Annotated in this window: 16 protein-coding genes and 1 other RNA gene; 5 read left to right on the forward strand and 12 right to left on the reverse strand. The window is 57.8% G+C overall.

The features are described 5' to 3' along the window. Nucleotides 1-13 precede the first annotated feature (13 nt). The 3 genes from diaA to C1N56_RS02215 are packed head-to-tail and all read right to left on the reverse strand — an operon-like array spanning nucleotide 14 to nucleotide 3,014. A complete protein-coding gene (diaA, locus tag C1N56_RS02205) occupies nucleotides 14-601 on the reverse strand; it encodes a DnaA initiator-associating protein DiaA (protein ID WP_021509716.1) in 588 nt (195 codons plus the stop codon). Between the two features lie 14 nt (nucleotides 602-615). Then, entirely contained in the window at nucleotides 616-1,011 is a 396-nt protein-coding gene (locus C1N56_RS02210; RefSeq protein ID WP_021509715.1) for a YraN family protein, read from the reverse strand. Beyond that, the gene (locus tag C1N56_RS02215) at nucleotides 969-3,014 is read right to left on the reverse strand and encodes a penicillin-binding protein activator (RefSeq protein WP_031280147.1); all 2,046 of its coding nucleotides are present in this window, start codon (nucleotides 3,012-3,014) and stop codon (nucleotides 969-971) included. Before C1N56_RS02215 ends, C1N56_RS02210 begins: the two co-directional genes overlap by 43 nt. Nucleotides 3,015-3,076: 62 nt before the next feature. On the opposite strand from C1N56_RS02215, the gene rsmI reads away from it, so the two are divergent. From rsmI to mdtI, 4 genes are all read left to right on the forward strand, one after another. Then, entirely contained in the window at nucleotides 3,077-3,940 is an 864-nt protein-coding gene (gene rsmI, locus C1N56_RS02220; protein ID WP_127834631.1) for a 16S rRNA (cytidine(1402)-2'-O)-methyltransferase, read from the forward strand. Nucleotides 3,941-3,973: 33 nt separating this feature from the next. Further along, an RNA gene (gene rnpB, locus C1N56_RS02225) (RNase P RNA component class A) lies at nucleotides 3,974-4,350 on the forward strand. Between the two features lie 602 nt (nucleotides 4,351-4,952). Further along, on the forward strand, nucleotides 4,953-5,303 hold the full coding sequence (mdtJ, locus tag C1N56_RS02230; protein WP_021509712.1) for a multidrug/spermidine efflux SMR transporter subunit MdtJ: 351 nt from the start codon (nucleotides 4,953-4,955) through the stop codon (nucleotides 5,301-5,303). Next, nucleotides 5,290-5,619 (forward strand): multidrug/spermidine efflux SMR transporter subunit MdtI, encoded by a 330-nt coding sequence (gene mdtI / locus C1N56_RS02235; RefSeq protein WP_021509711.1) that lies wholly within the window; start codon nucleotides 5,290-5,292, stop codon nucleotides 5,617-5,619. Before mdtJ ends, mdtI begins: the two co-directional genes overlap by 14 nt. Before the next feature lie 70 nt (nucleotides 5,620-5,689). Here the strand turns inward: mdtI and C1N56_RS02240 are convergent, their stop codons facing one another. From C1N56_RS02240 to exuR, 9 genes are all read right to left on the reverse strand, one after another. Continuing rightward, on the reverse strand, nucleotides 5,690-6,664 hold the full coding sequence (locus C1N56_RS02240; protein ID WP_021509710.1) for a glutathione S-transferase family protein: 975 nt from the start codon (nucleotides 6,662-6,664) through the stop codon (nucleotides 5,690-5,692). A gap of 81 nt (nucleotides 6,665-6,745) precedes the next feature. Next, entirely contained in the window at nucleotides 6,746-7,156 is a 411-nt protein-coding gene (locus C1N56_RS02245) for a DoxX family protein (RefSeq protein WP_010618799.1), read from the reverse strand. 206 nt (nucleotides 7,157-7,362) lie between these two features. Beyond that, nucleotides 7,363-7,647 carry a YqjK-like family protein gene (locus C1N56_RS02250; RefSeq protein ID WP_010618800.1) on the reverse strand — a complete coding sequence of 95 codons (285 nt, stop codon included), beginning with the start codon at nucleotides 7,645-7,647 and terminating at the stop codon, nucleotides 7,363-7,365. Further along, on the reverse strand, nucleotides 7,644-8,039 hold the full coding sequence (locus tag C1N56_RS02255) for a phage holin family protein (RefSeq protein WP_021312955.1): 396 nt from the start codon (nucleotides 8,037-8,039) through the stop codon (nucleotides 7,644-7,646). Before C1N56_RS02255 ends, C1N56_RS02250 begins: the two co-directional genes overlap by 4 nt. Nucleotide 8,040: 1 nt before the next feature. Further along, nucleotides 8,041-8,346 (reverse strand): DUF883 family protein, encoded by a 306-nt coding sequence (locus tag C1N56_RS02260; protein ID WP_021509708.1) that lies wholly within the window; start codon nucleotides 8,344-8,346, stop codon nucleotides 8,041-8,043. Between the two features lie 34 nt (nucleotides 8,347-8,380). Next, nucleotides 8,381-8,755 (reverse strand): DUF1090 domain-containing protein, encoded by a 375-nt coding sequence (locus C1N56_RS02265; RefSeq protein WP_136546454.1) that lies wholly within the window; start codon nucleotides 8,753-8,755, stop codon nucleotides 8,381-8,383. Between the two features lie 173 nt (nucleotides 8,756-8,928). Beyond that, entirely contained in the window at nucleotides 8,929-9,297 is a 369-nt protein-coding gene (mzrA, locus tag C1N56_RS02270) for an EnvZ/OmpR regulon moderator MzrA (RefSeq protein WP_031280145.1), read from the reverse strand. Beyond that, on the reverse strand, nucleotides 9,297-9,971 hold the full coding sequence (locus C1N56_RS02275; protein ID WP_021509705.1) for a DedA family protein: 675 nt from the start codon (nucleotides 9,969-9,971) through the stop codon (nucleotides 9,297-9,299). The genes mzrA and C1N56_RS02275 overlap by 1 nt, the downstream gene beginning before the upstream one ends. A 335-nt stretch (nucleotides 9,972-10,306) precedes the next feature. Continuing rightward, a complete protein-coding gene (exuR, locus tag C1N56_RS02280; protein ID WP_211725567.1) occupies nucleotides 10,307-11,059 on the reverse strand; it encodes a transcriptional regulator ExuR in 753 nt (250 codons plus the stop codon). A 298-nt stretch (nucleotides 11,060-11,357) separates the two neighbouring features. Here exuR and C1N56_RS02285 point away from each other — a divergent pair, with 298 nt between their 5' ends. Beyond that, nucleotides 11,358-12,806, forward strand: a complete 1,449-nt coding sequence (locus C1N56_RS02285; protein ID WP_394517045.1) for a tagaturonate reductase — start codon at nucleotides 11,358-11,360, stop codon at nucleotides 12,804-12,806. Nucleotides 12,807-12,810: the final 4 nt, after the last annotated feature.

The raw sequence follows: 12,810 nt of genomic DNA on the forward strand, positions 1-12,810 counted from the left end.
TGAGCTCCTTCAGTCATTCCTGGTGTGGGAACAAGGTGTTATCAATCAAATCGCACAGGCAGTTCAGCGTCAGCATATGCATCTCCTGAATGCGTGCGCTGCGATGTGACGGAATGCGAATTTCCACATCGTGCGGACCGAGCAGGCCCGCCAGCTCACCGCCGTCATGGCCGGTCAGCGCGACGATAGTCATATCGCGGGTAACCGCAGCTTCCACCGCTTTAACAATATCGCGGGTGTTGCCACGGGTGGAGATGGCCAGCAAAACGTCGCCGGCCTGTCCAAGCGCACGAACCTGCTTGGCATAAATTTCGTCGTGCAGACGGTCGTTACCGATTGCCGTCAGCATCACATTGTCCGCACTCAGCGCCAGCGCCGGCAGGCTGGGACGCTCGGTCTCAAAACGGTTAATCATGCTGGCGGCAAAATGCTGGGCGTTAGCCGCCGAGGCTCCGTTACCGCAGCTGAGGATTTTGTTGCCGTTCAGCAGTGACTGCACCAGCGTCATCGCGGCGCGGGAAATCGCATCTGGCAGCGCTTCGGCTGCGGCGATTTGCGTCTGAATACTTTCGGTAAAACACGCTTTAATTCTGTCCTGCACAAGACCACCTGGTTCTATCCATCCGCACGAAAGGCATCGGCCAGCCACACCAGTTCGCGCCCGGTGATGGCGATGATGTCAAAACGGCAATTCACCGTATCAAAACTGCCGCCGCGTGCCAGCAACCACAGCGCAGCGGTACGCAGCAGCTTTTGTTGTTTCTGGCGCGTCACGCTGGCAGCCGCGCCGCCAAAACGTGCATCGCGCCGATAGCGCACTTCAACAAACACCCAGCAATCTGCGTCGCGCATAATCAGGTCGATTTCCCCGCTGCGACAGCGCACATTGCTGGCCTCCCACTGCAGTCCGGCGCGCTCAAGGTAGCGACGCGCCTGCTGCTCCTGCTCAGCGCCGAGGCGCTGGCGGTTTACTGCACCGGAACGATTTGTCCCTGACGATACTGGTTCCATGCCAACTTCCTGTTGATCACGCAATCCGTGTCGGCGCTCAGCTTGCCGGTGTTGCCATCAATGGCGAAGCCCGGTACCTGACGCATCTGGTTAAACTGGTTCGCCAGCGTCCAGGCATCAATGCCCATCGCATAGAGGCGTACCAGCGAATAGTCGTTGTTAAAGCTACGCGCCGCCTGCTGCATCAGGCCAGGATTGGCACCGGACAGCAGCGGAATATCGCTGAACTGCAGGCCATCCATTTCCAGCCGGAAGTCCGGACCGGCACCAGCCTGCGCGCTGCGCGAGCTGGCATACAGGGCGATGTTATTGCGGCTGCTGGTGCGCATGGCAATCATCGGCTTGATCAGCTGCAGTTCGTCCTGAGTGGCAATAATGTAAACCGCATCAACGCTGCCGCTGCTGCTGGCGCTCTCAGGTGCAGGAGTGCTGGTCTGCGGTGCCGGAATCGTCAGACCGGCGACCGCCACGCCCTGCGGCTGGTCCGGCTGGACCGTCAGCGGCGTGCCGCTCAGTGCAATACCGGCACCGCTGTTGATGCCCTGTTTCAGCTCGCCCACGCCGCCGAAACGCTGCTGCAGCACGGTTGCGCCGCCCAGCTTCTGCCACTCCTGCGCAAACGCTTTGCCCACGCGGTCGCCATAGCTGCTGCGCGGCATCAGCAACAACGGCTGGCGTTTGCCCTGATCCCAGATATGGTGCGCGGCATCGCGCGCTTCGTCTTCAGGAGAAAGCGCAAAATAGCAAATATTCGGATGGTTCTGGATCTGCTCTGGCTCGTTGAGCGCCAGCACGTTCAGCGGTGTCTGGCTGTTGGCGACCTGTTCCACGTTATTTTTCAGCAGCGGACCAACCACCAGGGTGGCACCATCCTGCTGCGCCTGCTGCATCACCTGAGCAATCGGCTGGCTGCTGGTGTCATACACTTTCACCTGGGCGCTGCTGGCAGGCTGCGCGACGGCTGGCTGTGCGGCGGGCTGCTGCGGCTGTGCGCTGTCTGACGGCGTGATGGCCGCGGCCGCCGGACTGACTACCGCGTTGGCATCGCCATTGGCTGGCGTTGCCGTGCTGGCGGGCTGTTGCGTGGAGGCGCTGGCATCGCTGCTGGCCGGTGCGGCAGGGGCTGCTGGCGCAGTCAGCACACCGTTTTTTGCATCGTTAAAGCCTTTCTGGATGGCACTGGCGAACACCTGCGCCTGGCCATTAAGCGGCAGCAGCAGCGCGATAGTGCTGGTCGAAGCTTTAGTGAAGTTCTGCACCTGGCTGAGCTGGGTCGGCAGGGTTTTCGCGCCGGGGTTTTGCGGATAGCGCGTCTGCCAGTCGCTAATGGCGGCTTTCAGCATCTGGGCATCCTGACTGTTGGCGTGCCAGGTATTCAGCAGGTCGAGCCAGCCCTGCAGCGTATTTTCGTCGGCGTTGATCACCACGCTGTTGAGCTGATCCTGGGTTAACTGGGTCAGCGCCTGCCAGGTGGCGTCAATATTGCTCTGGTGATCGGCGCCTTTCAGCAGCGGTTCCTGAGCAATATAGGCGCGCAGCAGCGCGAGCGACGGACGATTTTGCGCAGCGGCAATCTGCAGCGCGTAGTAGCGCACCTGCTGATCCTGCGACAGGTCAGCGGCTTTTATCTGTCCCAGCAGCTGCTGAGCACCGTTGAAATCCTGCTGGGCAATTTGCAGTTGGGCGCGCAGCAGCAGCAGTTCCTGCTGTTGTACGTCAGAGAGCTGCTGTGGCAGCTGGCCGAGCTGATTTTGCGCCTGCGGATACTTTCCTTCCTTCAGCAGGGCACGGATGGCAAGTAATTGCCAGTCGGTCTTGCTATCATCGCTGCTTTGCTGCACCTGCTGCAGATAATAGTCAGAGCGGCCCGTGGCAGGACCCTGCACGTTTACGCTTGAGGTTTGCTGCGGTCCCTGGCCGCTACAGGCGGCCAGAATCAGGCCCGCGAGCAAAACAGGGACCAGGCGTCCTGCTTTATGACGTACGACTTTCGAAGGAAGCATACTGTATCCAGTGATGTTTTTTTCAAGATGCTCAATATTAAATCGGCAATTCGGATGAAACAATGAAACAACTCGATCGGGCAGAGATTTCTGCCAGCACGCTCTATATCGTTCCTACCCCGATCGGTAACCTGGGTGATATCACGCAGCGTGCGCTGACGGTGCTTGCGAGCGTCGATCTGGTCGCTGCGGAAGATACACGTCATACCGGGCTGTTGCTACAACATTTCGCCATCAATGCGCGACTGTTCGCACTTCACGACCATAACGAACAGCAGAAGGCCGACGTGCTGTTAGCGAAGCTGCAGGAGGGCCAGAGCATTGCGCTGGTTTCCGATGCGGGCACGCCGTTAATCAACGATCCGGGCTACCATCTGGTGCGTCGTTGCCGCGAGGCCGGGGTGCGCGTAGTGCCGTTGCCCGGTGCCTGCGCGGCGATCACAGCATTGAGCGCGGCGGGATTACCGTCCGATCGTTTCTGTTACGAAGGGTTTCTGCCGGCCAAAAGTAAAGGGCGTTGCGATGCGCTGCGTGCGCTGAGTGACGAACCGCGCACGCTGATTTTCTACGAATCGACCCATCGCGTGCTGGATACGCTACAGGATATGGTCAGCGTATGGGGCGCGACGCGCTACGTGGTGCTGGCACGAGAGCTGACCAAAACCTGGGAATCATTGTACGGTGCGCCGGTGGGTGAATTGCTGGCGTGGGTGCAGGCGGATGAGAATCGCCGCAAGGGCGAGATGGTGCTGATTGTCGAAGGGCATAAAGCGGATGAAGAGACGCTGCCGGCAGAGGCGCTGCGCACGCTGGCGCTGCTGCAGGCTGAGCTGCCGCTGAAAAAGGCGGCGGCGCTGACGGCGGAAATTCATGGGGTTAAGAAAAATGCCCTGTACAAGTATGCGCTGGAGCAGCAAGAGGCGTGACAAACGCGGGCGGATCGCCTATTATCCCGCGCCGAAGCTGACCAGACAGTCGCCGCTTTGTCGTCGTCCCTTTCGGGGGAGACGGGCAGAGGGGAGGAAAGTCCGGGCTCCATAGGGCAGGGTGCCAGGTAACGCCTGGGGGGCGCAAGCCTACGACCAGTGCAACAGAGAGCAAACCGCCGATGGCCCAGTAATGGGATCAGGTAAGGGTGAAAGGGTGCGGTAAGAGCGCACCGCGCGGCTGGCAACAGTCCGTGGCACGGTAAACTCCACCCGGAGCAAGGCCAAATAGGGGTTCACATGGTACGGCCCGTACTGAACCCGGGTAGGCTGCTTGAGCCAGTGAGCGATTGCTGGCCTAGATGAATGACTGTCCACGACAGAACCCGGCTTATCGGTCAGTTTCGACTTTTTTATAAAGACGCCCGCAGGTGAGAATCTGCGGGCGTTTTGTTTTTGGGGTAAGGTGCGTGCTGTCCCTCATCCTAACCTTCTCCCGCAAGCGGGAGAAGGGACCGATTGTGCGTGTGGCGAGTTGAGTGCTCGCCCTGCCAGACCGCATCTGACTATTCCCTCATGTGGCACGAGGTCAGAAAACCGCAGCAGACTATTCCCTCTCCCCGTGGGAGAGGGTTAGGGTGAGGGCAGAAAACCGCACGTAGCCAGATAAAACCGCACAAAACCCCCATTTCTCTGCGTAAAGAAACGCAAATCCGCAAAAACATTCTTTTCCCTGTGCCAGAATAGGCGCGTGTTCAACTACTGAGGACAATTTTTCATCCACACCGGGAAAAGCAACAACGTGGATAAGTTGTAAAATTATGGATAACCATTTCGTTACACTTTACGTATTAACCTCTTCACCCACCTGCGTTTTCTGCTGCTCACTGAGCGATCGGCACTGGCGCTTCGCGCTGTAGTTTTTTTCTCTCCTTCCTGGATTTTTATCTTTTTCAGCTATCACGCTGCTGTTTGCGCGTGGATGGCGTTTATTTCTCACAGGAGAGAAATCATGCTGTACTGGATTTTATTAGCGTTAGCGATTGCTGCCGAAATTACGGGCACCGTGTCAATGAAATGGGCCAGCGTTAATGGCGGCAGCGCTGGCTATATTTTTATGCTGTTGATGATCGCCCTGTCATACATCTTCCTCACCTTTGCCGTTAAACGTATTGCCCTTGGCGTGGCTTATGCCATGTGGGAAGGCGTCGGTATTCTGTTTATCACTCTGTCCAGCGTGATGCTGTTTGACGAGGCGCTGTCGGTGATGAAGGCGGCGGGTTTGATCACGCTGATCGCGGGTATCGCGCTGATCAAAGCGGGGACATTCAGCCGTAAGGAGCTGCGTCATGACCACGCTTAATGTCGTGCATCTGGCCTGGCTGGCGCTGGCCATCGTGCTGGAAATTGTGGCGAACATCGCGCTGAAATACGCCAACGGCTTCCGTCGTCCGCTGTATGGCGTGGTATCGCTGGTGGCTGTCCTGGCGGCATTCAGTGCCCTGTCGCAGGCAGTGAAGGGGATCGATCTCTCGGTGGCCTACGCCTTGTGGGGCGGTTTCGGTCTGGTGGCTACCGTAGCGGCAGGCTGGATCCTGTTCGGACAACGTCTGAACACCCGCGGCTGGCTGGGCGTGGCACTGCTGCTGGCCGGGATGGTGTTGATCAAATTTGCCTGAGGCAGCGCAATACTGCCTGCCTTGCTTTCCCAATAGTGGGAGAGAAGGGCAGGCATGCGTAAGCAAGCCGTTAACCGCGGCCGTGCGGCTCATCCCAGTCAAAAGCCGGTCCCAGCGAAATAACGCCGTTCGGATTGATGGTCTTGTGGCTGCAGTAGTAGTGATGGCGGATGTGCGGCAGGTTTACCGTATCGGCAATGCCCGGCATCTGATAAATATCGCGCAGGAAGCCGTTCAGGTTACGGTAATCGCTGATGCGATGACGATCGCACTTAAAGTGGGTCACGTAGACCGGGTCAAAGCGCACCAGCGTGGTCCACAGGCGCAGATCGGCTTCGGTGAGGCGATCGCCGGTCAGATAGCGATGCTGACCCAGAATCTGCTCCAGCCGTGCCAGCGAATGGAACAGTGCGGTTACGGCTTCATCATAGGCCGACTGTGACGTGGCAAATCCGCTTTTGTAGACGCCATTATTGACGGTGTCATAAATCCAGCCGTTGAGTTCGTCGATCTTGTCACGCAGCTCGGGCGGGTAGTAATCGCCGGCGCGAGCGCCCTGCGCGTCGAAGGCGCTGTTAAACATACGGATGATATCGGCGGACTCATTACTGACAATCGTGTGCTGCTTTTTATCCCACAGCACCGGCACGGTCACGCGCCCGCTGTACTGCGGATCGGCATGCAGATAGAGCTGATAGAGGAATTCGTTCTGATACAGCGAATCGCCGGTCGCGGCGGGGAAGTCATCGTCGAAGGTCCAGCCATTCTCCAGCATCAGCGGGTGCACCACTGACACCGAAATCATCTCTTCTAACCCCTTCAGCTGACGCATCAGCAGGGTGCGATGCGCCCACGGGCAGGCCAGCGAAACGTATAAATGATAACGATCGCGCTCGGCGGCAAAGCCGGCTTTCCCGGTTGGCCCGGCGCTGCCGTCTGCCGTGATCCAGTTACGCCAGACTGCTTCTGTGCGTTTGAAGCGGCCACCGGTTGACTTCGTATCGTACCAGGTGTCATGCCAGACACCGTCAATCAGTTGTCCCATAAGCCCTCCATAAAAAAAACGGGGCGAGGAAAATCCCCACCCCTGCTATTCAGTATATGTGCTGTTGCACGGCTTGTGTGCTTAGCGAGCGGTTGCTGGCATAAAGCGCTGACGAATCAGGCGGTCAATGCTGTAGGCGCCCGGACCCACCAGACCCAGCACCAGGAAACCACCGGCGATGGACAGGTTTTTCATGAACATCAGCTGGTTAACGCCTTCCGCAAAGTTGCTGTGGAACAGGAACGCGGTCAGCAGCGTGAAGCCGGCGGTGAACAGCGCGGTGAAGCGCGTCAGGAAACCGAACAGAATCGCCAGGCCGCCGCCCAGTTCCAGCAGAATCACCAGCGGCAGCAGGAAGCCGGGCACGCCCATCGCCTGCATGTACTGTGCGGTGCCCGCATAAGCGGTGATTTTGCCCCAGCCGGCAGTAATAAACAGGATGGTCATTAATACGCGTGCCAGCAGCAGGCCTGAGTCTTCGAATTTTTTCATCATTTACTCCAACAAGGTTTTTGGCGCAGGTTGTTGGCCTGCCAGGTTATTTTCCCGCTAAACCGCGTTAAACAGTTCGTCGGGCTGATGGAGGGAGATGATAGTCGCGCGCAGCAATAGTTGTAAGCGAGATAAACTGTCGATGTTATTCAGGAATTCTGAAGGAGGAAAACCGAATCTTTTCGATCCGGTTTAAGGTGAGGAAGTTAGCGTGGCGGCATCGCCGATTTGATCATGCGCCAGGTGCTCCACAGGCCGAGTCCGCGTTTGGCCCAGCGCATGATGCGGTTGGGACTGCGGATCGACCAGATGGCGAGCGCGCTGCTGCCAATCGCCAGATAGCGGCGCAGGCTGAGAAACGTCAGCCAGCCGCGATCGTACTGCGCGGTGCTTTCCAGCCAGTCGCGGCGCGCAGCGCTGAGATCCAGCCGCTGCTGCTGTACCTGATTAAGCAATTCATGAATGCGTGCTTCACGTTCACGCTGACTCATGAGCGATGCTCCTCCAGTAAGGTGCGATCGGTGTCCAGCTCTTTGCGCGTATGGCGCAACAGCGTGGACTGCCGGGATTTACGCAACGTCCATAAACCAAAAATCAGCGCCAGCGCGAATAGCACGCCGGTGGTGATGGCAATCGCCATCAGCCGGTACTGCGCATCTACCGCCCAGATAATCAGCACCATCAGGCTCATCAATCCGAAAGCGGTAAACAGCATGGTCAGGCCTATCATGATCAACATCTGGATCAGATTGGCTTTTTCCTCTTCCAGCTCGGCAACGGCCAGCCGCACGCGTGTCTCGACCATGCCAACCAGCGTTGTCACCACGCGCTGACCTACATTGAAGACCCCTTTGCCTGGGCCGTGGCTCTGATTCTCGCTCATATCAACGACGTGAAATCAGGATGCCGATCAGCACGCCCACTGCTGCGCCGATACCCACGCCGTGCCACGGATTTTCACGCACGTAGACGTCCGCTTTCTCCGCCGCTTCACGCGTGGTCTGCGCGATGCGTTCGCCGGATTCGCCCAGCCGCTCGCGTGAACTCTCAATGGCACCGCGTGCTTTGTGACGCAGTTTATCCAGCTCGCTTTTCGACTTATCAGCCGAGCTGCTCAGCACTTCTTCCAGGGTGTCGGCAAGGTTTTTCAGTTCCGCACGCAGATGTTCAGATGTGGTGTCTTTAGCCATGGTGTTCTCCATTACATCATTTATTTAAGTCCGATTAATAAGGCTCGGCCTGCAGCTTTTTCAGCTCCTGGCGTGCCTCTTCCAGCTTCCGTTCGCGCTTACCGATCTTCTCCTGGTCTTTGCCTTCCTGGCGATCCTGCTGCAGTTCGCGCTCGCGCTCAGCCACTTTATGCTGCTGAGCTTCAATGCGTTCAGCGTGGGCGGATTTCAGTTTCTCGTCAGTGCAGTTGGCGCGGACTTCGGTCAGTGCGCGTTCCAGTCCGGTGACCCGGCGCTGGTTGTCGTGCTGTTTCGCCATCTCAATTTCGCGCTGAATATCCTGCTGTTTTTGCTGACACAGCGATTCCGCTGCCAGCAGTGAACCCGAGAGAGAGAAAAGAATCGCACCCAGCAGTAGTTGTTGTTTCATCAGGTTTTTACCTTCCATTGTTGACGACCTGTCGCAAACCGGACAGGAGGGGCATCCCAGCTTGTCGTCTGCTCGCGCTTACTTAAGAATAGACAGCAGACGAAAAAATTCAAAAAACACGCGGGGATAGCGAGGATTGAGGTGCCGCCGGGCGGTGAACCCGACGGCGGGGATCAGCTATAAGTGGGGCGATTAGCGTCCACCACCTGCTGTGACGCCTGCGGACCCGCCGCCACGACAAAGCCCTGTGGCAGCAGGCGGCGCAGTACTTTCTGCGCGGCCAGGCTCTGCTCTTCATTCTCAAAATGAATGACCAGCGCATCGCCTGCCGAGGTAATACTTTTAATCCGCACGCCCTGCGCCGAAAGCTGCTGATAGAGATAAAAGCCGTCCGGCAGATTGGTGCCACTGTGTGCCACGCGGATCTTCACCACCGTTTCATGCTGCATCAGTTTGGGCACAATGCCGATAGCCAGCAGCGCCAGCACACCAGCGCACAGCCAGGGGAGTAAACGCCTGGGGAAATTACGCAACCCTGTCATTACTGTGACTTCCCGTTCTGACCCGCCTGACGTTTACGCCACAGCACTACCAGTGAACCCACCAGACCGATGACCAGTAGCACCAGCGGCAACAGCATCAGGCAGAACATCAGCTCATCTTCATAGCGGCGGAAAATGGGTGTTTTCCCCAGCGCAAAGCCGAGCACGGTAAGAATCAGCACCCACAGGAAGCCACTCATCCAGTTAAAGAACTGGAAGCGGGCATTGCTCAGGCCGGAAAGGCCGGCAATGGTCGGCAGCAGGGTACGGACAAAGGCGATAAAGCGGCCAATCAGCAGCGCAGACAAGCCGTGGCGATGGAACAGACTGTGGGCGCGCTGATGATACTGCGCGGGCAGATGGGAGAGCCATTTCTGCACCGTCGGCGTATTGCCAAGCCAGCGGCCCTGAATGTAACTGACCCAGCAGCCAAGGCTGGCGCCGGTGGTCAGCACCAGCAGGGTGAGCGGGAAGCTCATGGTGCCTTTCGCGATCAGCACGCCGACCAGAATCAGCAGACTATCACCGGGCAGAAACGCGGCGGGCAGCAGGCCATTTTCGAGAAACAGAATCATGAACAACACGCCATAAATCGCCCACACCAGCGTGGGGTCGGAGAGCATTTCGTAATCCTGCTGCCACAGGGCATGCAGCAATGCTTGCAAAATATCCATCAATCATTCCTGAACATCATTGTTAAACGTGCCCGTGAGGGGCTTAGGCGCAGGCGGGTTAAGTTATACATTTTAGGTATGCCACCTGAGCAGGATTTCCGGATCCATCCAGAATTGATTGTTAAATCAGCGACTTTTTATAGCCCTGTCGCAAAGGGTAAGAAAAGGGCGATAACTGTAACAAAAATCGCGGGATTCAGACAGTGTAAAGTCGCGGTCGCACAGGAGTTTTACCTTTTGACGCAGATGGTCAAAAGGAGCTTTACACGAGCTGACACTATTGCAGATTAACTGACTTTTTAGCCTGAAAATGCAGCGTTTCTGCCATTGCGGCTTCAGGGCAGGATCACCGGATTTTCTGCGAACATGTAGCGGTCGACGTTGAATTCGAAATCATCGGCGGTGGCGTCGAACAGCATCTGTTTAGTATTTTCCAGATGCTGCCACATCGCCAGTTTGCTGGCGGCGGGATCTTTGCGCATCAGCGCTTTTAAAATCTGGTCGTGATCGTCACACCAGCTGGTGATATGGCGTGCGTCAATGTGCTCGTGCAGCTTGAGCCAGTAAGGATTATGCAGCCGGTGCCGCCACATTTTCTCTACGATGGCGGCCAGCGCGCTGTTTTGGGTGGACTGCGCAATGCGCACGTGAAACTCCATATCCCATGTCGAATCGCGCGCGTGATCTTCCTGCCGGGCTTTTTCCTGAATCGTCAGCAGCGCCACAATGTCCTGTGGACGGATCTGCGTGGCGGCAAATTCGGCGACATTGCTCTCAATCAGCTGGCGCGCCTGCAGCAGTTCAAAGGGGCCATAGCTGGCAAACTCCAGCTGATCGGCGGCGCTGTCGCGCGGTTGTGGCTGGTCGCTGATCACATGAATGCCCGACCCTTTGCGCACCTCGACGTAGCCTTCCACCTCCAGCATGATGATCGCTTCCCTTACCACGGTACGGCTCACCTGGTGCGCCTCCGCAATCATCCGCTCTGCCGGTAACTTTGCCCCCACGGCATAACTGCCCGCTTCGATGCGCTGCTTGAGTTCGCTGGCGAGTTGCTGGTAGAGGCGGCGGGATTCGTTCAGGTCCATGATTTTTCGGTTCTGTGAAAGACGGTAAGTTGTTATACCACTTACCCTGCGATGTCGCAAAGCGATGAAGCTGTTATACCATCTGGCAAGTTAAGAACCTGCGCGCCTGCTCAGGTTTGATGTTTAATTTATAGAATATACATATAGTTAAGCTGATGGGAATAAGAGGTACGCCGGCTTTCGCCGTATGGCAATGATGGATAATGTGACGCAGTTGGCAAACAAATCTCCCTGTCGCTGAAATTGGTATGATAACTTTTGCGCATTAGCTGACCGATTTCATCTTCAAGGAAGCGACATGTTGCGACTCAACCGCCGCGATTTCCCCGGCGCACGCTATAGCGAACGCGTGATCCAGTTCGGCGAAGGCAACTTTTTGCGTGCCTTTATCGACTGGCAGCTCGACTGGCTCAATGAACATCAGGGCACCGATGCCGGCGTGGTGGTGGTGCGACCGCGCAACCGGATGCAGACGGAGACGCTCAATCAGCAGGATGGCCTCTACACCACGCTGCTGCGCGGCCTGAATGAAGCGGGGCAACCGCTCAGTGAAACCCGGCTGATCCGCAGCCTTAATCGTGAAATCCAGCCTTATCAGCAGTTCGAAGAATTCCTGGCTCTGGCACGCGCGCCGCAGATGCGTTTTGTGTTCTCCAACACCACCGAGGCCGGCATCGTGTATGCCGAACAGGATCGGCTGGAGGATCAACCTGCGTCGTCGTTTCCCGGCAAACTGACGCAGCTTTTGTGGGCGCGTTATCAGCACTTTGCCGGTGCCGCCGATAAAGGCTGGCTGATCGTGCCGTGTGAGCTGATCGACCATAATGGCGACACGCTGCGCGCGTTAGTGCTGCGTTATTGCCAGCAGTGGCAGCTGCCAGCGGCCTTTGCGCAGTGGGTGACGCAGCACTGCGCCTTTTACAACACGCTGGTGGATCGCATTGTCAGCGGCTATCCGCCGGATGGCGCACAGATTGCAGCCCAACTGGGCTATGACGACCGCTATCTGGTGGCCGGGGAGCGCTATTACCAGCTGGTGCTTCAGGGACCGGATGCGCTGATGCATGAGCTGCAGCTGACGGCGCTGGCGCCTGCCGTCAGGCGGGTGGATGACATCACGCCGTACAAAGCGCAGAAGGTGGCGATCCTTAACGGGGCGCACACTGCGCTGGTGCCGGTGGCGTTTCAGGCCGGGCTGGCGAGCGTGGGTGAGGCCATGAACGATGCGCAGCTGGCCGCTTTTGTCGATGCGCTGCTGCGCGAAGAGGTGATTCCGACGCTGGATTTGCCGCGCGCCGAGCTGCACGCCTTTGCCGATGCGGTGCAGCGCCGCTTTCGCAATCCGTTTATTCACCATGCGCTGCTGGCGATTGCGCTCAACGGCATGACCAAATTCCGCACGCGCCTGCTGCCGGCGCTGTTGCAGGCGCAGCAGCAGCGTGGCGACTGGCCGCCGCGCCTCATCTTTGCCTTTGCCGCGCTGCTGGCGTTTTATCGCGGCCAGCAGGATGACCGGCAGTGGCCGCTGCAGGATGACGCGCACTGGCTGCAGCGTTTTGCCCGGCTGTGGCCGGCGGTCCTCACCGATCAACCCACCCCGCAGCAGCTGGTGAGCGACGTACTGAGCGACGCGCAGCACTGGGGCGAAGATTTAACCCAGCGGCCCGGTCTGGTTACGGCGGTCAGCCAGCAGTTGCACAACATTCTCGTCCACGGCATGCGGACGGCCCTTAGCCAACTGAGATAACGCG

This window comes from Pantoea sp. SGAir0175 (assembly GCF_043547855.1).

Coding starts and splice junctions, on each gene's coding strand:
- C1N56_RS02210 (WP_021509715.1), bottom strand. CDS start 1,011: ATGGAACCAGTATCGTCAGGGACAAATCGTTCCGGTGCAGTAAACCGC.
- C1N56_RS02215 (WP_031280147.1), bottom strand. CDS start 3,014: ATGCTTCCTTCGAAAGTCGTACGTCATAAAGCAGGACGCCTGGTCCCT.
- rsmI (WP_127834631.1), top strand. CDS start 3,077: ATGAAACAACTCGATCGGGCAGAGATTTCTGCCAGCACGCTCTATATC.
- mdtJ (WP_021509712.1), top strand. CDS start 4,953: ATGCTGTACTGGATTTTATTAGCGTTAGCGATTGCTGCCGAAATTACG.
- mdtI (WP_021509711.1), top strand. CDS start 5,290: ATGACCACGCTTAATGTCGTGCATCTGGCCTGGCTGGCGCTGGCCATC.
- C1N56_RS02240 (WP_021509710.1), bottom strand. CDS start 6,664: ATGGGACAACTGATTGACGGTGTCTGGCATGACACCTGGTACGATACG.
- C1N56_RS02245 (WP_010618799.1), bottom strand. CDS start 7,156: ATGAAAAAATTCGAAGACTCAGGCCTGCTGCTGGCACGCGTATTAATG.
- C1N56_RS02250 (WP_010618800.1), bottom strand. CDS start 7,647: ATGAGTCAGCGTGAACGTGAAGCACGCATTCATGAATTGCTTAATCAG.
- C1N56_RS02255 (WP_021312955.1), bottom strand. CDS start 8,039: ATGAGCGAGAATCAGAGCCACGGCCCAGGCAAAGGGGTCTTCAATGTA.
- C1N56_RS02260 (WP_021509708.1), bottom strand. CDS start 8,346: ATGGCTAAAGACACCACATCTGAACATCTGCGTGCGGAACTGAAAAAC.
- C1N56_RS02265 (WP_136546454.1), bottom strand. CDS start 8,755: ATGAAACAACAACTACTGCTGGGTGCGATTCTTTTCTCTCTCTCGGGT.
- mzrA (WP_031280145.1), bottom strand. CDS start 9,297: ATGACAGGGTTGCGTAATTTCCCCAGGCGTTTACTCCCCTGGCTGTGC.
- C1N56_RS02275 (WP_021509705.1), bottom strand. CDS start 9,971: ATGGATATTTTGCAAGCATTGCTGCATGCCCTGTGGCAGCAGGATTAC.
- exuR (WP_211725567.1), bottom strand. CDS start 11,059: ATGGACCTGAACGAATCCCGCCGCCTCTACCAGCAACTCGCCAGCGAA.
- C1N56_RS02285 (WP_394517045.1), top strand. CDS start 11,358: ATGTTGCGACTCAACCGCCGCGATTTCCCCGGCGCACGCTATAGCGAA.